At 47.4% G+C, this 19,347-nt stretch carries 19 protein-coding genes; 1 reads left to right on the forward strand and 18 read right to left on the reverse strand.

The features are described from left to right. Positions 1-39 precede the first annotated feature (39 nt). The 3 genes from H5715_RS09125 to H5715_RS09135 form a co-directional block, all read right to left on the reverse strand. Positions 40-402, reverse strand: a complete 363-nt coding sequence (locus H5715_RS09125; protein ID WP_075185532.1) for a response regulator — start codon at positions 400-402, stop codon at positions 40-42. 122 nt (positions 403-524) lie between these two features. Beyond that, the gene (locus H5715_RS09130) at positions 525-809 is read right to left on the reverse strand and encodes an STAS domain-containing protein (RefSeq protein WP_075185533.1); all 285 of its coding nucleotides are present in this window, start codon (positions 807-809) and stop codon (positions 525-527) included. A gap of 215 nt (positions 810-1,024) precedes the next feature. Next, positions 1,025-1,192 carry a hypothetical protein gene (locus tag H5715_RS09135; protein WP_175574257.1) on the reverse strand — a complete coding sequence of 56 codons (168 nt, stop codon included), beginning with the start codon at positions 1,190-1,192 and terminating at the stop codon, positions 1,025-1,027. Positions 1,193-1,372: 180 nt separating this feature from the next. Between H5715_RS09135 and H5715_RS09140 the strand changes: the two genes are divergently transcribed. Further along, positions 1,373-3,100: a substrate-binding domain-containing protein gene (locus H5715_RS09140; protein WP_075185534.1), complete on the forward strand. Its 1,728-nt coding sequence runs from the start codon at positions 1,373-1,375 to the stop codon at positions 3,098-3,100. 10 nt (positions 3,101-3,110) lie between these two features. On the opposite strand, the gene fliJ is transcribed toward H5715_RS09140, so the two are convergent. The 15 genes from fliJ to H5715_RS09215 all read right to left on the reverse strand — a co-directional run bounded on the left by fliJ (position 3,111) and on the right by H5715_RS09215 (position 19,323). Continuing rightward, positions 3,111-3,548, reverse strand: coding sequence for a flagellar export protein FliJ (gene fliJ, locus H5715_RS09145; RefSeq protein WP_075185535.1), 438 nt, complete (start codon positions 3,546-3,548; stop codon positions 3,111-3,113). Beyond that, positions 3,548-4,987, reverse strand: coding sequence for a flagellar protein export ATPase FliI (fliI, locus tag H5715_RS09150; protein ID WP_075185536.1), 1,440 nt, complete (start codon positions 4,985-4,987; stop codon positions 3,548-3,550). The genes fliJ and fliI overlap by 1 nt, the downstream gene beginning before the upstream one ends. Then, entirely contained in the window at positions 4,987-5,805 is an 819-nt protein-coding gene (locus H5715_RS09155; RefSeq protein WP_075185537.1) for a flagellar assembly protein FliH, read from the reverse strand. The genes fliI and H5715_RS09155 overlap by 1 nt, the downstream gene beginning before the upstream one ends. Before the next feature lie 5 nt (positions 5,806-5,810). Then, entirely contained in the window at positions 5,811-6,854 is a 1,044-nt protein-coding gene (gene fliG / locus H5715_RS09160) for a flagellar motor switch protein FliG (RefSeq protein WP_075185538.1), read from the reverse strand. Further along, positions 6,851-8,524 carry a flagellar basal-body MS-ring/collar protein FliF gene (gene fliF / locus H5715_RS09165; RefSeq protein WP_075185539.1) on the reverse strand — a complete coding sequence of 558 codons (1,674 nt, stop codon included), beginning with the start codon at positions 8,522-8,524 and terminating at the stop codon, positions 6,851-6,853. The genes fliG and fliF overlap by 4 nt, the downstream gene beginning before the upstream one ends. A 40-nt stretch (positions 8,525-8,564) precedes the next feature. Further along, positions 8,565-8,936: a flagellar hook-basal body complex protein FliE gene (gene fliE, locus H5715_RS09170; protein WP_075185540.1), complete on the reverse strand. Its 372-nt coding sequence runs from the start codon at positions 8,934-8,936 to the stop codon at positions 8,565-8,567. Between the two features lie 335 nt (positions 8,937-9,271). Continuing rightward, positions 9,272-9,463: a PA3496 family putative envelope integrity protein gene (locus H5715_RS09175; protein WP_075185541.1), complete on the reverse strand. Its 192-nt coding sequence runs from the start codon at positions 9,461-9,463 to the stop codon at positions 9,272-9,274. A 263-nt stretch (positions 9,464-9,726) separates the two neighbouring features. Next, on the reverse strand, positions 9,727-11,181 hold the full coding sequence (locus tag H5715_RS09180; RefSeq protein ID WP_075185542.1) for a sigma-54-dependent transcriptional regulator: 1,455 nt from the start codon (positions 11,179-11,181) through the stop codon (positions 9,727-9,729). A gap of 42 nt (positions 11,182-11,223) precedes the next feature. Beyond that, positions 11,224-12,456, reverse strand: coding sequence for a sensor histidine kinase (locus H5715_RS09185; RefSeq protein WP_075185543.1), 1,233 nt, complete (start codon positions 12,454-12,456; stop codon positions 11,224-11,226). 363 nt (positions 12,457-12,819) lie between these two features. Then, complete coding sequence (locus H5715_RS09190; protein WP_075185544.1) at positions 12,820-13,923, reverse strand: phosphoribosylaminoimidazolesuccinocarboxamide synthase; 1,104 nt, start codon at positions 13,921-13,923, stop codon at positions 12,820-12,822. Between the two features lie 177 nt (positions 13,924-14,100). Beyond that, a complete protein-coding gene (locus H5715_RS09195) occupies positions 14,101-15,561 on the reverse strand; it encodes a sigma-54 dependent transcriptional regulator (RefSeq protein WP_075185545.1) in 1,461 nt (486 codons plus the stop codon). Between the two features lie 292 nt (positions 15,562-15,853). Then, a complete protein-coding gene (locus H5715_RS09200; RefSeq protein ID WP_075185546.1) occupies positions 15,854-16,105 on the reverse strand; it encodes a hypothetical protein in 252 nt (83 codons plus the stop codon). Between the two features lie 81 nt (positions 16,106-16,186). Next, the gene (fliS, locus tag H5715_RS09205; RefSeq protein ID WP_075185547.1) at positions 16,187-16,576 is read right to left on the reverse strand and encodes a flagellar export chaperone FliS; all 390 of its coding nucleotides are present in this window, start codon (positions 16,574-16,576) and stop codon (positions 16,187-16,189) included. Between the two features lie 244 nt (positions 16,577-16,820). Continuing rightward, positions 16,821-17,198, reverse strand: coding sequence for a flagellar export chaperone FliS (gene fliS / locus H5715_RS09210; RefSeq protein ID WP_075185548.1), 378 nt, complete (start codon positions 17,196-17,198; stop codon positions 16,821-16,823). Between the two features lie 109 nt (positions 17,199-17,307). Continuing rightward, complete coding sequence (locus H5715_RS09215) at positions 17,308-19,323, reverse strand: class I SAM-dependent methyltransferase (protein ID WP_075185549.1); 2,016 nt, start codon at positions 19,321-19,323, stop codon at positions 17,308-17,310. Positions 19,324-19,347 lie beyond the last annotated feature (24 nt).

The following is a 19,347-nucleotide window of genomic DNA, read 5'->3' on the forward strand; positions in this document are numbered from 1 at the left end:
TGTCGCTGAACCGAAGCTTTCTTTAGCCGCAAGTAAGTATTAAAGCACTTTACCAATAGTTGCCAATAGCTGGTCGGGGTTAAAGGGCTTGACGATCCAGCCTGTTGCTCCGGCGGCTTTGCCCTCACTTTTCTTTTCCGTACCAGATTCGGTGGTCAACATTAGTATGGGTGTGAACTTGTAGGCAGGCAGCTGTCGCAATTCTCGAATTAGCGCAATACCATCCATATTTGGCATATTGATATCGGAGATCACAAGATCTACACCGCTCTCAGCTTTCGCTAATTCTAATGCTTCCACCCCATCGGTCGCTTCGCACACATCGTGTCCTGCTCCCTTCAAAGTAAAACAAACCATTTGTCGCATTGAGGCAGAATCATCAACAGCGATTATTTTTGCCATACAGTTATTCTCCAGCTCTCCAGAGTGAGGCAGTATTGAATTGTGATGTCGCCAGTTTTAGGAACAATAAACTTCATCGCCATAAACGGTATATTACCCAAAGCCTGCCTGCGCCTGGGAACCTAGTGGATTCCAATCGCAACATCCACTCCCAATAATTTCGCTGCATTGCAAAGCGTTTGAGAGGGATGATCCCAGGTAACGCTGATCTGCCTTTCGCGCGTTGCTTGCATAAATGCCAACAAAAGCTGCAATCCCGCCGTATCTGCTCGCTGTACAGAGCTGGCCTTAAGCACCACAACATCACAATCCTGTTTATCGACTAAGGCTTCAAATTCTTCATGTAAGCCATGAATATGAGCGATCGTCAGGTTCTCGGGTAAGTTAAAATTTACTGTCGATGCCACGCTGGTTACCTCTATTAGCTGGATAATGAACTGACAACATTCATTGTCTTCCTGTGAACTTCCCCTTTTAAAGGGTTCCCTTTAGCTGCAGATCAATCCCTGGTAGCGGGCATACTGTGACAAGGTAAAATTCACGGAGCCATGTAAGGCTCATGAGACAAGTCAAACTAAGTCTAGCCTGTGTTACCCAAGATGCTAGAAAGTTGAAAAAGCTTTTATCGGCGGGCGGTTGTGTCAAGGTTTTTTAAAATTGTTTCATCTAAAAAATACACAGCTGTTTTATTTTTGCTATAAAGCGTCGAAAGCGCATGCAATTGTGTGCTTGAATTATCCTCACCCACACAATCTTTAACGAGTTTCATAGGACCTATTGAGATAAACATCTGGATATCTTGGCGAGAGCTTGCGAGAATTGATCATTGACGTGCCGATATGTAGTGAATACCACCGTTGTTGTTCGTCACTATCATTAAACCGATCACGCGTTAATCATTGCCTTTGCAACGAACAGGTTAATAGAATCCCTGTCGGCATTAACAGCCCACTCTAATCTTGGAGCCATAATGTTCAGTCGTTCAGAACAACCCATGCATATTGGTGTAATAACACCCTTTTTACAGGGCGATTACATGGGCGAGATTACTAATCAAATTCGCTATATTTGTGAAACTAAACACTACCAATTTAGTGCCATCCGAACCGATAGTTTCGGACACTATAACCTTCCTATTGGCTTGGATCAGCTGGCGGGAGTGATTGTTCTGCGCAACGCCGCCAACCCCAAGCTCATTGAGAAGATTCAAAATCGCGGCACTCCAGTCATTGCTATCGCACACGACTACTTCCCTCTTGATGTCCCCGTAGTTACCTGCAACAACAGCCTGGGAGCAGAACTGGCCTTTGAGTTTTTGACCAGCAAAGGACATAAAGAGTTGATGTATGTGGGCGACATAACCCAATATGATCTTCGCAAGCGTTACGAACGTTTCAGCGAGCTACAGAAAGAACACAATTTGCCTTACGGTAACGAACAGATAATTTGCGCGCCAGATTCCATTTTTTCCGGAGGGTTGGCCGCTGGCGAACAATTCCTGCAGAAGGCCTCGCGCTGTACGGGAATATTTTGTGGAGCCGGCAATACCGGAATGGGGTTTATAACAAAGCTGGAAGAATGTGGTATTCGCTTCCCCGGAGATCTCGACGTTGTGGCATTTGATGCCATTCGAGCAATGCACGTGCTTACCCCCCAGCTATCCTACATTGACCAAAACCTCGACGTGCTTGCCAAACGCTGCATCACCGTTCTCGAAGGGATGATTCACAGTAAAACCACGCCAACAACCGCCATTACCATTGCCCCTACCCTCTGCGCTGCGAATCCCGAGCGCAATTTGGATCTCGACACGTACGCAAAAGAAAGTCACACCGAAAGCATCCTGAAAAACACCCGCTATACTGGATCACTGCTCAACCACAGCATTGAGATGACCCAGGATATTGTCTACTCACGACTGGACAAAATCATGAGTGTCGCCCCACTTTTCAGTCAGTTTATGAATTTCGGAATTCTCTCCTGCGTCGTCTACGATCGCCATAAACGCACACATTTGCACACTTATAAAATATTTGAAAATACGCAAACGATTTGTATCGCTGAAAGTGACGAAGACCATACCTGCCTGCCTGAAGCGTTTCCACCTCCAGCCATCCGGGCACAATATAATCAAGAATGGGATTCCTGGGTTCACTTTCCGATTTTTCGGGAAAAAGAACTCTGGGGAGTACTGAGTTTAGCTGGTGCACGTGATAGAGCCCATTCCGTCAGCAGTTTTTCCAGCTTCACCTGTTTTATAGACAACATCGCTTTTGGCTACGCACTATTATTAGAAAACCATTCTTTACGCGAGCAGCTAAAACAATCAGAAGCAGCCTCCCCCAAGATCGGCCTCACGAGTAGACGCGGTAGCACACTGCCAAGTTTTGAGTGGGATCTGGAGAAAGGCTCTGTCATTTGGAGCGATCTCGCTCTGGAATTACTGGGATTTACGACAGAGCTGGAAAAAAACATTTACCGCAGTATGGAAATTTTTGATCGTGTTCACCCGGACGATGACAGTAAATTACGAAAGGAGTTAACCAGTAGTTTATCTAACCTCGGAAATATGACCACGGCAGCGCGCTTAAAAAATGCTGAGGGGGAGTACTGCCACTACAGTTTTCAGGGGGAAATAATGCATGAAGTAGACGCAAGGGCGGTCAGTTATCGCTGTTGTCTATCGCTGATTAATTAGTGCCAAGCACCTAACGACTACTGCGCTGGGTAATCCATTCTTCTACCTGGCGCTGCTCTAGCCGCTCTCGATCAGCCGCTTCCTCCTTGATGTAGCGCTTCTGTAAATCTTCCAGCGATTGCCGCTTTAAATAACATTTATGCCATTCAGACTGCACCTGCGTCAACTGTTGCTCGACGACTGCCACCTGTCGCTTCTGCCCCTCGATCGCCTGCGCCATCTGCTGAAGAAAGGTGCGGGACTCACTGAACTTGGACGCTCGCAAACCGCTAATATTGGCCGAGAACGCTTGATTGTAGTGCTGATAATAGTCCTGTAAATCCTGGTAACGCTGTTTTTCTGCAGCCAGTATACCCTGTTGCGAATTTACCGCGACAGCCACCTTATCCTGCTTTCTTCTAGCCAACTCCACTACCACGTCCATACGCTGCGATCGTTTAATCGCCATTAACGGTTACCTGAGGCCAGTGGTCGTTGAGCAGGAGATGGGGCCTGTTGCTGCTGTAGTGGCCTTTGTCCTGGATTTGCGCTGGGAGCTGCGCCGCCGCTGCTGCTTTGTAAAACGGCTTCCAACATTTTTTTGCTTTGCAGAAAATTCGCGGGTTCCGTCATTTTCTGGGAAATAAATTTCTTCAGGTAGGGCTGGCGTTCAATGGCGGCATCAATATCCGGGTCCGAACCACGGCTATATGCGCCGATGGCAATTAAATCCCTATTCGCCCGATAGCGAGCCAACAGCTGTTTAAAGCGCTGCGCCTGTAAAAGATGCGCCTCATCGACTATATTCGGCATTACCCGGCTGACAGAAGCCTCAATATCAATCGCCGGGTATATCCCCTCTTCCGCCAAGTCCCGTGAGAGCACCACATGTCCATCCAGAATTGCACGAGAGGCATCGGCGATAGGATCTTGCAGATCATCCCCTTCCGTCAGCACCGTGTAAAATGCCGTAATCGAACCGCCACCTTTATCGGCGTTTCCAGCTCTCTCAACCAGATCGGGTATTTTGGCAAACACACTGGGTGGATAACCCTTGGTCGCGGGCGGTTCACCAATGGCGAGTGAAATTTCCCGCTGCGCCTGCGCGAAACGGGTAAGTGAATCCATTAGCAGCAACACGTTTTTACCCTGATCTCGATAATACTCGGCTATGCGTGTTGCCAATTGCGAAGCGCGCAAACGCATCAGGGGTGCATCGTCCGCTGGCGCGGCTACCACCACTGCGCGGGTTAAACCTTCTTTACCGAGAATATGGTCTACAAACTCCTTCACCTCGCGACCACGCTCTCCAATTAGCCCCACCACGACAATATCTGCCGTCGTAAACCGGGTCATCATGCCTAAAAGCACACTTTTACCAACACCACTTCCGGCAAATAACCCAATGCGCTGCCCCTTGCCAACTGTCAGTAAACTATTAATTGCGCGTATACCCACGTCCAGTGGCTGATCTATGGGATGACGATGCAGAGGGTTGATAGTACTGGGCTCTAGGTCCACCTTGGCATTGGTATTTACGGCACCCAGTCCGTCGAGGGGCTGACCAATACCATTGAGAATTCGGCCGCGCAGGTGGTCTCCCATTGAAAGGTTTTTATGCGCGTGAACAGGGACAACACGTGCGCCCGGCTGCAACCCTTCCACTTTTTGAACTGGCATAAGAAAGGTTTTTTCATTATGAAAACCTACAACTTCAGCCTCCAACTCACGACCATTGCTGAGTAGCACTTTGCACTGGCGCCCGACCGAGACATTCAAACCAACGGCTTCCAGCGTTAAACCCACCATACGCGTCAGGCGCCCTTGCGCCTCAGGCGTATGGGTCAATGAGTCATAGCGTTGGTATTTTTTTAAGCGTTCCATTACTGGAGTGGAATGAGTTAGCATCAGGCATTATCCTGCGCGGGCGCGGGCTCAACATCGGAAACAGGCTGCTCTGTCGAGACAACTTCATCGACGGATTGCATATACTCGGCCAGTCGGCTTTCTATCGAAAAATCCACCAAACTATCGGCCGTCTCCACACGACAACCACCGGTGATAAGGCTATTGTCATCACACAAACGCCAGCCACGGTGTTCGACCGGAATCACGGTATCCAGTAACTTTGCGTCCTGCTCGTTAACATAGACAGTAATATTTTTGGCTCCAACCGGCAGTGTCTTAATCGCCCTGTTTACAAGGTTACTGAGCGTCTCCGGCGAACAGCTTATTTCCGATGCAATTAGGTGTTTCGCCAAGTGCAGAGCCATATCCACAACTAACGTTTCGAGCTGTTCATCCTGCCCTTGCAACGGCTCCATCAACTGGTTAGCAATACTGCTAATTCTGCGTTTTTCGTCGTCTAGTTTCTGCCGAGTTTCAGTGTAAGCCTTTTGCTCGCCCAGTTGCTGACCTTTGCTTTCCCCCTGTTTTAAGCCTTTTTCCATTCCTTCTTTAAAACCATCTGCATAGCCCTCCTGTTGAGCTAGGTCGGCAATCTGCTGTAATTGCTCTGCGGTAGGAGGCTTGGGCTTTTGTTGACGAGGAACATCTTCTACCGTTTCCGAAGCCTTAGCAGCCGCCTTTTCTCTGGCTTCTCGTTTAGCACTTTTCACTACTTTACGCTTTTCACCAATGCTGGGTAAACTCCAGGCACTAACCACTTCGTTTTTATCAAGTGATTCATGAGGGATGCGATTCATCTGTTTGGATACATCAGTCATAGGCTTTACAGCATTTCCTCTCCACCGCCACCCAGGTTAATTTCACCGGCATCGGCCATACGGCGGGCAATAGTAAGAATTTCTTTCTGAGCACCTTCCACTTCAGACACTTTAACCGGCCCTTTCGCATCGAGGTCATCACGCAGAAGTTCGGCAGCACGTTTAGACATATTGCCAAATATTTTTTCCTGTAGAACTTCGTCTGCACCTTTGAGCGCAAGAATAAGTACATCGGAAGACACTTCTCGCAGCAGTGCCTGAATACCCCGGTCGTCCACATCTTTGAGATTTTCGAAGACAAACATAAGATCGGAAATCTGGGTACCCATGTCCTCATCGATTTCACGAATAGAGTCCATAAGCTCACCGGCAATGGAGCTATCCAGGTTATTAACAATTTCCGCAGCCGTTTTGAATCCACCCATCTCTTTAGTTTGCGATCCCGAACTACCGGAAAATTGTTTTTCAAGAATATCGTTTAGTTCCTGTAAGGCGCCCGGCTGAACTGTATCCAAAGCCGCTACGCGCATCATGACATCCAACCGTACTTTTTCAGGAAAATAACCCAGAACTTCAGCCGCCTGATCCGCATCCAGGTACGCCATAACAATGGCCTGAATTTGTGGGTGCTCATTGCGAATAATGTCGGCAACCGAACGCGCTTCCATCCACTTAAGGGTATCCAGCCCCGTGGTATTCCCGCCGAGTAAAATACGGTCGATAAGTCCGTTGGCTTTATCCTCACCCAGAGCAGTTACCAGCATATTGCGAATATAATTATCGGCACCCATACCCAGGCCCGTCTGAGTACGCACCTCTTCCATAAAATTGTTGAGCACCACTTCCACTTCGTATTGCTGCACATTGTTCAGCTGAGCCATAGCCGTACCCAAACGTTGTACCTCTTTAGGCCCCATATGGCGAAGAATTTCCGCTGCGCTTTGTTCACCCAACGTCATCAATAAAATTGCGGCCTGATCCGTACGGCTAAGACTGACCGTAGGCTTGCCATCACCTTGAGTAGCGGGGGGGTTAGCCGGTGCATTCATTCTTCATTAATCCAACGTTTAATTACCTGAGCCACACGGCCAGCATCCTCGGCCACCAATCCTTTAACGGCGTTAAGCTGCTGCTCGTAACTTTCCTCCGGGCTGGGTAACGCTAATGCGTCGCCTCCCGTTAGGGTGACCGTTTCATCAGACAGAGAATCGAATGAGCTGATTCCCGCGGCCTGTAATGCAGCCATTTCTTTGGCCTCTTCTTCTTCCTTGGATTTGGAGCCTGTGCCAGCAAGGCTTTTTAATACTGGGCGCATCAATCCAAAAATCAGGCCCAGTACGATAAGGGCTCCGGCGACATATTTAGCCGCAACCCTAAAATTTTCCGACTCCCAAATTTGAGTTTCCGCAGTAGCTTCGATTTCAGGTAGGGGCATAAAAGCCTCATTTAAGATATTCACACTGTCGCCGCGTGCGGCAGAAAAACCAACTGCGTCTCGGACAAGTATAGCCAATCGTTCGAGTTCGACATCGGTCCATCGACTTGTCGTTGTTTCACCCGAATCGGTATTCATTTTCTTCTTATCATCGATAACAATAGCCACTGTGAGCCTGCGCATCCGCCCTTTTTCATGCTTTGTATAACTAACGGTTCTATCCAACTCGTAGTTACGCGTAGCCTGGGAGCGACTGTTACTGGATGGCGCCGCTGGAGCATCACCCCCTCTTTGCCCTGCAACCTCCGGAGCCTGGCCACCGGCAGGCGGTTGGTTAGTTAGAGCACCGGGGATACCACCCGCTCCGGCGGAACCAACTCGTTGCTCATCCACTGTTTGCTCACTGCGAATGGCCGGCAAATCGGGATTAAACGATTCTTCTGCCTGCTCTATTTCGGTAAAATCCACATCGGCCGCCACTTCGGCCTTAAAATTGGCCGCACCCAAAATCGGGGACAGCAAGCGGCGGATGCGCAGCACAATATCATCTTCGATTTTACGCGTGTAATCCAGATGCTGAGCCGCTATTGCCAGTTTTTCATCCACGGCACTCACAGACAGCAAATTTCCTTTTTGATCGACTATCGTGACATTTTCAACATCCAAATCTGGAATACTGGCGGCGACCAGATTGGCAATACCACTAATTTGTTTGGTTAAAATGGGCCTGCCGGGAAATAGATCGAGAAAAACAGAAGCGCTAGGTTCGCGGCCATCACGAACAAAAACCGTGCGCTTGGGAATTGCCAGGTGAACCCGGGCACCGCGTACGGCATTAATACTGGAGATGGTTCTCGCCAACTCCCCCTCCAGGCCGCGGCGATAACGCGTGGCTTCCATAAACTGGCTGGTTCCCAAGGGCTGCTCTTGATCCAGTAGCTCAAAACCTACGGACTTATCGCCCTGAATACCATTTTCAGCCAATACCAGTCGAGCTTTATGGACTTGATCAACAGGTACTAAAAGTGCGCCGCTGGAGCCGTCAATCTTGTAAGGAATTTCGTTAAAATCAAGTATTTGGCCCACTTCCGACGAGTCCAGCCTATCCAGGCTGCCGTATAGCGGTTTAAAGTCCTCACCTTGGCTCCACAATACAACAGCGAAACCTATAGCGACGCTAGCGGCCAAACCAATCATTAAGCCTGCCTGGCGAACCAAATTAAGGTTATTAAAACCTTCTATAAGGTCACTGGTTCCACCGCCTGCTGTTGCTGTACCTGCCATACGATTTATTCCACACTAAACAGAAAGATTGGAGCCAACATTAAATAGGCATGTTCATAACATCACGGTAGGCTTCTACCAATTTGTTGCGCACCTGAACCATAGAGTCAAAGGCAACGCCGGCTTTTTGCGAGGCGATCATCACATCGGTAACGTCAATATTTTGGTCGCCTCGAACATAGGCTTCAGCCATACTACTGGAAGCACTCTGCACTTCGTTCACTTTATTAACCGCCTGCTCAAGCACTTTCCCAAACCCCGGACCGTTTACCTGACCGACCTGCCCCGGCTGTTGCGCACCATCGACACGGTCTTTCGCCGTTAAAGCACCCGGGCCACCAAACGCGCTGGTTTGCTGTTTTATCGAACGCATTTCTATTAGCAGTCGATTAATATCCATTCGGTCACTCATGCCCAGCCTCTTTTCATTCGAATAATTTCAGGGGCTTGCGCCAAGAAATTGTCAATCTATCGATAAGAATTTCAATCAGAGGAAATAGAGCACAAAACGGGCCAAATATTGCCATAGCGGCAATTTGTTACCGTAAGGAAAAGAAGGGGCATAACACGAAAATATTTTAGGTGGGCCTGCGAAGCAAGCAAAAGCACTACACAGTCAAAAAACTTTACAGAGGTCTATTCCGATAATTCCCATATCGCAACAATTAAACAAAAACGAAAAATACACCGATACACTACACTCTGTATCGGTGTATTTTAATCCAGGACAAATCCTAGAAACAGAATTTACACATCAAAATCAAATTCCTGCATCTCTCTTAAAAGACGCATTTCTTCAATTTTGTTTTCCAGTTTTCTGCGCGCATCGATAACGCTGATCGCACCAACGCCACTATCGTCTTCAAACGTATCTTCGATAGTGTTTTCCAGAATAACATTGTTCAAGTCAGGTGAACTATCCAAAACCTCAATACCCATAACCGTGGACTCCTATAGGTAAAACAGACACAACAAACTACAAGGAAATGAATGAAAACTAACCGTCGCTATCCTCCACTTAATTTATGACAACGCAATGACACCAAGCTTACTTTTTTTGGCGCCTCTACCCGATAATACCAAAAGATTGGATTATTGGAATATCTTTTTTTTTTGTTTTTTTAAGAAAACACCACCTAAATAATATCTATACATTGGACCTTATAACGTCAAGCTATAAAGACCATTTATGCCTCAAATAACTAATAGGCCATTGCCTCTAGCGTGTATCCCTCGTCACGTAAGCGGGCAAGTTTATAACGCAGAGTTCGAGGGCTGATACCCAAGCGTTCTGCAGTTTGTTTCTTACTTCCTTTTTCCTGCCGTAGCGTTTGCAAAATAATTTCAAACTCCCGCTTCATTAAATCTTTTCCCAGCCCATCTGCCGGATCGGATTGAGCAGACGCCTGCCCAGAAAGCCCCTCGAAAGATTGTGGTATTGCCATATCCATAATTACCTGCTGGGTCTGCTGCATAACAGCGTCGACCAGAGAAGGCTTTTCGCTGTAGGCCACCTCCTGCGTTAAACCTAGATCCACCGTACCGAGTGCATTTCCCGGTTGTAAAATAAGCGCCCGCTGCATAACATTATCGAGTTCGCGTACATTACCCGGCCAGGCATAATTCAGCAGACTATGCCGAGCTTCCTCAGTTAGAATCACGCCCGCCCGATGCTGCTTGCGGGCATGACGAGCCAACAACGATTCTGCCAGAGGAATAATATCTTCTTTCCGATCGCGCAGCGGCGCCCACTGCAAGGGTAAAACGCTTAAACGGAAATATAAATCCTCTCTAAACTTCCCATCGGCAACCTCACGGCGCATATCCCGGTTCGAGGTTGCAATAACACGTACGTCCAAAGGAATATTTTTTCGGCCACCCAAACGCTCAACTTCCCTTTCCTGTAAAACCCTTAGCAGCTTGGCCTGTAATCCTAGATCCATTTCTGAAATCTCATCCAATAGAATCGTGCCGCCATTTGCCTGCTCAAACTTACCTGGAGCTGAGTTGTAAGCTCCGGTATAGGCACCTTTTTCATGACCAAATAGCATCGCTTCGAGCATATTCTCGGGGATAGCCGCGCAGTTTATGGCAATAAAGGGCTGATCTTTACGAGGTGAGTTTTCGTGAATATATTTCGCCAATACTTCTTTACCCGTTCCCGATTCACCAATCAACAAAACGGTGGAGTCCGATTGCGCAACGCGACAAGCTAACTGCAGTAACTGCTGGCTGGTTGGCGCTACGGCGATAGGTCTATCGGCACTATGGGCACTGCGACTAACGTATTGATTAATCGTTTCCACCAGCACTTTGGCTTCAAAGGGTTTAACCAGATAATCCACGGCACCGTGGCGCATCGCCTCTACCGATTCACTGATGCTGGCGTAAGCCGTTGCCAGTAAAACCGGAATTTGAGGATATTCCTGCTTAACATGCTGCAGCAGATCGTGACCACTCATGGCTCCCATATTGACATCCGAAACAATTAGATCAACGGCTACAGATTTTTGTAGCAAGGCTACGGCCTGCTCTGCATTTTCAGCTTCCAGAACATCAAAACTATTTAACTGAAGAGTATCAACCAGCGCTTCGCGAAGATTACTATCGTCTTCCACAACTAAAATAGTGGCCGGATTTTTTTTTGAACTCGTCATTTTTTTCTCCAAATCTCTGTGTATTACATCTAGCCCGACAGACTACTCGCCCGGCTGAAAAGATTTATAAAGCGGTAAATAAAGCACGGCAGTAACGCCCTCACCCTCGGGCGAGAGCAATTCAAAGCTGCCACCATGTGCACGCACAACAGATTGCACTACGGCAAGACCAAGCCCGGTACCCTGAGCCTTTGTTGTAACAAAAATTTCGCGGGAGCTCTCCAGCATATCTGCCAATATACCGGGGCCATTATCTCGAACTTTTACGACTAAATATTCGGGCATATCTGCTGGAACCGTTAATTCCACTGATAACTCAGGGGAGCCATCACAGGCCTGGATACCGTTGTTAATTAAGTTCATGATCGCGCTGATCAACGCTTCCCGATGACATTTAATCTCCAGCCCAGCACAGGTATTCAGCCATTGGCATCGACTGTGTGTCGATAACAATGGAACCTCTGCCGCTTCACGTAGACCCAACTCTAAATCCGCGATTGAAATAACATCATTTAGGGGCAGCTCGCTTTTTACAAACAACAGCATATCCCGCACTTGGTGTTCCATGTGCTGCAATCGCTTATAGAGTTTCTGGGAAAAATTCTTGCGCTTGTGTTCTTCCAATTCGGAATGGCAAAGGTGATCGGCATAGAGCATGGCCGCAGAAAGCGGCGTGCGAATTTGGTGGGCCAGAGCAGAAACCATTTTCCCCATGGCTGAAAGCTTTTCCGAGCGACTCACATGCTGCTGAAGCTTTCGTGTTTCGGTTAGATCTGTGAGCAATACAATCTGTCCACCACTGGAGCTTCCTGTACCGGAATCACTGTCGAGAGAGCTGGTGGCGATGCTTAAGCGTCTACCGGATTTGGTCGATACTTCCAGTCCGTCATCATTCCTCGGCGCAAAGCATTCACTGATAGCCTCCCGCCACAGGCGGCCTTTGAGTGGTGACTTTAGCAATGCCTGTGCGGCCGGATTGGCTTCCACAATACGCCCGCGTGCATCGAGCACAATCACTCCGGCGGGCAACACGTCCAGCAAGACCTGCATGCGATTTTCAAGCAACGCTTTTTTAGAGTGCTCCGCATCTTTTTCCGCTGAGACCTGATCTAACTCACGAGTAAGCTGTCCCACTTTTTGTTCAAGCAGCCGATAGGAACCCGCCAACTGCTCGGAAGTCTCATTAAAGAAATCAAAGGCAGCAACCAAACGTTCCTGTTTTTCATCAAAGGATTCCGTTGCTATTGCAGCATTGAGCGTAGCAGGATGAGACAAACTCGATTCTCCCGACAGTTAACTGTCACTGATATTAACAATAAAAGCTTGACTGCAAAGGCAATGCCAGAAGAATATTCTCTTGTTTTTCAAATAGTTAAGAAATAAAAATGGAGGGATGTTGGGTTAACGTCAGGGATTTGACGAAGTAAAGGGAAGGCCTGCTCAACCATTTTCTGAACGGAAAAATATCTTAATTTGTCTCACCGTCTTATTTTATTCGAGCAATGAAGGGATTCGCGGAAACGGGTTTTACCTACCATTTCAACGTTAGCCATGCAAATAGCATAGTTTTTGAACGGGGTTATTAGCGGCTTGGGGACGGACAAACGCAGGCTTATCGCCTGCGCCTGGAACGTCGATCTAACGAATTAAGTCGAACTGTGATTGCAATATTTCGATGATTTCGGCCTTAGGGTTGTCGGAAAGCACAATAGGTTTACCGGTAATTTTTTCTGCAATACCAGTGTATGTTGCCGACACCTGCATTAGAAGCTCTTCCGGTAGCGCATTATTTTTCGCGAGCCCGGCCCGCTCTGGCATGCGGTCTTTATTTAACAAAATGTCTGGGTCTGGAAAGTAGTTAAGTAACTGCTGACGAAATTCTTCCTTGGACTTTTCGATCACCTGCCCTTCCCGATAGCTCGCGCCGTCCCAAATACGGGAAGAATCGGGCGTACCCACTTCATCCATGTAGATCAACTGCTGCTGACCCTGATCATCGGTGACATACCCAAATTCGAACTTGGTATCGACAAAAATTTGGTCCAACTTTGCCAGCTCATCCGTAATAACATCGAAGCCTTCTTTCAATAATTTTTCATACACCGCAATATCATCCACATTGCGAAAGTTAAAAGCCTGGTAATTCTGTTCAATATTCGCGCGAGTAATGTTCACATCATCCGCTTCCGGCACACCGGGAATACCGCGTAAAATACCCTTGGTGGACGGTGTAATTAGCAGCTCGGGTAATTTCTGGTCTTTCTGCAGGTCTTCGGGAATTTGAATACCACAGAACTCACGCTCACCTTTTGTGTACGAACGCCACATGGAACCGGTAATGTACTGGCGGCAAATCGCTTCGATCATCACCGGCTTGGCTTTCTGAACTATCCACACAAAGGGGTGGGGGATATCGAGAATATGGCTATTAGCCAACCCTTTTTCGCGGAACAATTTAAACCAATGGTTGGAGATAGCGTTTAGCGCAGCGCCTTTACCCGGTACGCCGTTCATGCCTCCCTCACCGTGCCAGATACAGTCGAAAGCAGAAATGCGATCACTGATCACCATAATAGCCAAAGGCGCATCAGCCGCGACCTTATAGCCTTTTTCCCGAATCAGGCGTTTACTGTCCTCCTCCGTCAGCCAGTATACGGAACGTACTTTTCCGCTATGTACTGGTTTATCTGTACGAATGGGCAGGTCGTTGTTGACAGAAAGAACGCGATCGGCAAGGTTCATAACTTGTTCTCATCATTAATCTATGGAATAGCTGGCTGATCCCACGATTGTGGGAATGGAGATTACATCCAGCCAGGGAGTTCCGTTTAAAAGTATTTCCGAGAGGCACCCCGGAATTTCAGGAAAGAGGAGAATAATACCAAAAGAAACTGCAGACTGACTATATCTGAAGCTTTTCTAACTCCTCTGCATACCGTATTTGCGCATTTTTTCGACTAAAGTTGTTCTTCGAATAGTCAACTGCTCTGCGGCACGCGCAACAACACCACCGGTATTGTCGAGAGCCTGCTGAATAAGGCTCTGCTCCAGACCGGCTATATACTCTTTAAGGTCAATACCGCTTTCCGGTAGCAGTGCGATGTCTCCCTCGCCAACGACGGTAGGTTTACGAGACTCTTCCACCAGGGGCTCGAACTCATCCTCTAACTCCACCTCAATATGGCGGTAACGTTGAGGTAGATCCTGCACCCCAACAACTCCATAGGGATTCATAATGGCCATCCGCTCTACTAGATTGGCAAGCTCGCGTACGTTTCCAGGCCAGGCATGGCTACACAAGGACATAATGGCAGCAGAGTTAAAACGCACCGAACCGCGCTTTTCACTTTCCATTCTCGCCGTTAGCTCGCTAACCAGCAGAGGAATATCTTCGGCACGCTCGCTCAGTGATGGCATTTCGATAGGGAACACATTCAAACGATAGTAGAGGTCCTCACGAAAGCCACCATTGGCTATCATCTCTTCTAAATTACGGTGGGTTGCAGCAATAATCCGTACGTTGGTTTTAAAGGATTTATTGCCCCCTACCCGTTCATAGGATTTTTCCTGTAACACTCGCAGAATTTTGACCTGCATGTGCAATGGCATATCGCCAATTTCATCAAGAAACAACGTGCCGCCTTCAGCCAGTTCGAAACGGCCTGCACGTCCGTTAATCGCGCCGGTGAAGGCGCCTTTTTCATGGCCAAAAAGTTCACTTTCCAATAATTCCGCTGGAATTGCACCACAGTTTACCGGCACAAAAGGCTTGTCTCTCCGAGATGAATGAAAATGCAGGTTGCGGGCAACAACCTCCTTGCCTGTGCCAGAATCACCTTCAATCAAAACGGTTACTTCTTTGTCTGCAACCTGTGACATCATCGCGCGAACGTGCTGTATCTCACGGCTGGTTCCTACAAGACTGCGAAACAAATGATTGGGGCGTTGGCTTTTATCACCATGAGCGCGCCGCTGAGCCTCGGTATAGCGCTGGGCGCGGTGAATCAGATTCAACATTTCCGAGTAGTTGACGGGCAAAACCAGATTATCGATTACCATGTGGCGCAGGTACGGATCCCAGTCGTCACTAACAGTTTGATCTTCACCCAACAATACCACTGGCGTGATATCGCACGATTCGCGGATAGACTCCAATTGAGATTTTAACGAGAGGCCTGAATCACAGCAGCCCAAAAAAAACATGCCAATACCGCAGCCACTCTCCTCTCCAGCGGTTTTTTTGCACTCTTCCTTTATTTCGGCCCATTCATTATGAGTCGCAACGCTGGTGTTCTCACCGAGAAAATCAAACACGGTTTTTAAATCGCGCCGAATCTCTTCTCTGTCGTCAATGACAATGATTTTTTTTTCGTAAAGCATTACTTCAACCCACGCTGCACATCAATCCATTCTGCTTCCAGGCGTTCCATGGTGATGTTGTTGTTACCTATTCAGCAGACGATCGGCAACCGACTAAAAATTGACTCGATCAAAATTCTACTGTGAACCGTAATAGTAATAGTCAACAAACCGCCGAGGGTCAAATTTCCGACGCAGTTAATTCATTATTGATCTAAAAACATTCAGACCTAACAGATTACCGTTTTAATTACGCTTGCTTGGCGTGAACTACATCAACGACTAAATGCGCCAAAAGGGTGTTATCCATGCTTCAGCCACGAGAAAGGTTGCCAGCCTGCTCGGGGAGAGCAGACACAATATTGGCATAGAGCTGTAGCACACGCTCCAACTCAGCGACCAGGGAAGGGGTGTCCCGATGAGCATCTTCAAAAGCCAAGTTTAAACAGTCGCCCAATTGACTGTCCCACTTTCGGATCTCATCCCACTGCTTATGTTTGTACGCATGTTCTAATGCTTTGCGCGCGCGAACAAGAGTCAGGTGACTGGCAGAAATTACAGACATAATGCATCCAGGGTTACCGTTAATAAAAGCGTAGCAAAATACTCGCTGTTATGTAGGTTAACGACCCTGAACGAAAATTCTTTAGGCGCAGTTTTGAGTCTCTTGCTCGATGGAATCCCAACCGTCGCGTACGTTGTCGATCAATTTACCGACTTCCGATAACGCAGCCATTTCTTCCGAATTTGAACAAGTTGCCAATTTTTCAGCCATGTAGCCGTAAAGCGTATTCAGATTACCCGCAATGTCACCACCAGACTCCAGATCTAACGCTTGACGAAGGCCGTTAATGATGCCAATCAACTTACACATTAAAATGTTTTTATCTTTGTCGTTACCGTCTCGCAAGCAGGCCTTCGCTTGAGCGACCCGTTCCATCGCACCAGCCAGTAACAAAGAAATAACACGATGGGAAGACATATTCTCAGCATTGTCTTCCATTATTTTCGCAGCTTGAGTTGGGGCCACAGACATGGCTACCTCCTTATACAATCATTAGAGAGTGGCAAAATAATGCCGCTTTTTGAATTACTAAGGGGATAATGCAGGTACGATGCCAAGAAACGCAGGGGGACGCCTTCGCGGCTTGTGAAGCGACCTTTGACTCTAAAGAGTAAGAAGCAAGGATCGCTTTGCTATGTTATCTAGGGTGAAGTGCGGCTTACCAACAAAGATTTTGGGCTCGCGCAGGACAAGTCTGGATTTGTTCAGAACTTCCCTAGCCTATTTGCTTCCAAGTATCGCGCATATCGCCCAACAGCTTGGCGACTTCATCCAATAGCTCGGTATTGGAGTTACGATGGGCTTTAGCAAGAACATTTTGCATATAAACGTAAAGGGAATCCAAATTTTCGGCAATATCACCACCCTGGTCTTTATCCAGACTAGTCCGTAAACCACCGAGAATGGCGATAGCAGAATTTATTTTTTTACCTCGCATCTCAATATTATTGTATTGAATCGCACCCTTGGCTTGGGCAATGCGTTCTAACGCCCCTTCATACAACATATCAATAAGCTTATGTGGCGAGGCGACTCCCACGTTGGCTTGACGATGGACTTTTGCGTACGAATCAACTGCAAATTGGGCGTTCACGGCAACCTCTTTCAGATTAACTATTCTATATTACCTATATCGACCAGTTTGGCAGTTGCTTTAGCAATTTCAAACGCCTTTTTTGAGCTTAAGCGAATTCTGTTAAGCACTACTCCACCTTAGAGCACCAAAAATTATACATACCCGCAAAAGCCATCGGCATGGTTTGTTCAAATGCTGCCCATGACTCGGGGTTTGTATAGGCCTTCTCCTCTGGAAACATTTTGACAAACTGCGACCAAATATTTTTTTGGATTTGCACTCCCTGGAATCTCATCTCCAGTTTTTCACAAAACTCTTTTATCCCCGTCCAGGTAAACTGATGTTCCTGAACGTGAAAAAGAAGATCTCGACACTCGCTCATCGTCCAAAAATCATGAAAACCATAGAGACTGTTATTAGGCTCTCGCTCCATCATCGCCCGGCGAAACATCCGAATATTGCTCACAGTAGGCTCTAACGCTAACCTCGAGAGGGTTTCGCGTTGTATTCTTACCTCTTTACGAGCCACCGCGCTATACAAAGCGATATTTAACAACCCCCCCTCAACCAACAAGTCCCGTAACACCGCCCAGCCAGCAGCAGGATCAGCCATATGATGCAGAACACCACTACAGGCAATGAAATCAAACTGGCGACCCAATCGCCCCAGGTTCAAAATATCGCCCTGATAAAACTCAATATTAGTTATATTTAATTCTGTTGCCTTTCGCTTGCCATAAGCAAGGCTTCTGCGGCTTAAATCAACCGCGGTCACCTTCGCGTGAGGAAACATCATGGCCAATTCTATTGGCTGTCGACCGGTTCCACTACCCGCCACCAAAATAGCGACATCGTCTTTTCGAAAACATGCTGGAGCTTCGAAACCTGGCATTTGCGCGCAAATATAGTCCGCGGGTTTTAGGGGTGGATTTTCGTTTACAGAGATCCAGCGAGGATAAGGGTTTTCCTCATATTGTTGCCGTACCCGTGAAGACACGTCATTTTCGATAGAAACAATAGCTTGCAACCCTTCCGCAATCGCCTCTTCTACGGAGAAGTCAAATAGGCTCGCTTTCGCTATCGCTTGCAAGCTCTCTGGCCACGTTTCCAATGGATGCTCCAACAACCGCTCCCGGCAAGGCAGCTCATACAGAGACCCATACATTGACAGACACAGCAGTACCATTTCGCTATTTACGGGAGACCAATGACGATCTTTAAGCTGCACCTCAAGCAACTGTGCAAACTGCTCAACGATTGCCTTTTCTTGCTCATCCTCGAAAAGCACATATTCTTTAAGGTAAGCTTGTTGAGCCACATTCGCACTAAATTGAGCAAGACTATTTGAAAACGAATTTTCGTTTACCGCGCAGAGTAACGACATCTTACGCGCCTGTATCACTAGATTTTCCAGCGAGGCTCCCATTAAAACAATATGCTTTAGAGCTTCATTAAACAATTCATCTCGCTCAAGTGTGTTACATACATCCGCTGTAAACGTGCTTGAAATCGCCAAATTTTTACTAAGGTAGCGGCTTATTGGTCCAGACAAACGCCGAAGGGAAATATTCTTAAAATGAAGGATCACAATAATTGCGGATTCAATTGATCTATTCCACTCCGTATCCTTGATCGACGACAGCATCACGACCATATTCGTTTGTATTCGGCTATCTACATAACCGAGTCGCTGCATTTCTGCGTACAGCAATAGACTTTTGAAATATTTTCCCATCCCAGCCCATACCAGCGCCAACCCCCACATCACACTCCGGTTTTCGGGTTCCTCTTTTTTTAGAGCGAGGTAAAGCTGCTCAGACTTCGAAAAGTTATGATTAAAACGAAACAAATCGGCTAGATATTTCCGGTACAAAAATACATTTTCAGACAACTTGATAGCACGTTGACAGTGCTCGATGGAGACAACTAACTGGCCTTTTTTTTCTGCACACAAAGCAAGGAGGTAAGCCGCGCTCGAATCATTACTATGATTTTTTTGTCGCTTTAAAGCTTGTGATTTCGCTTTTTCTGTTCTCCCCCCACAAAAATTCTTGTAGGCGTCAACAAACCACGCACTACCCGCAGGCAGTACCAATTCAGCAGTCGGTGATGAGGAGGGGGAACGGGGGCTAGCATTATTCATAAAGAGTCCTTTGCAGACATGCTA

The sequence above is a fragment of the Teredinibacter haidensis genome (assembly GCF_014211975.1).
GTDB lineage: Bacteria > Pseudomonadota > Gammaproteobacteria > Pseudomonadales > Cellvibrionaceae > Teredinibacter > Teredinibacter haidensis.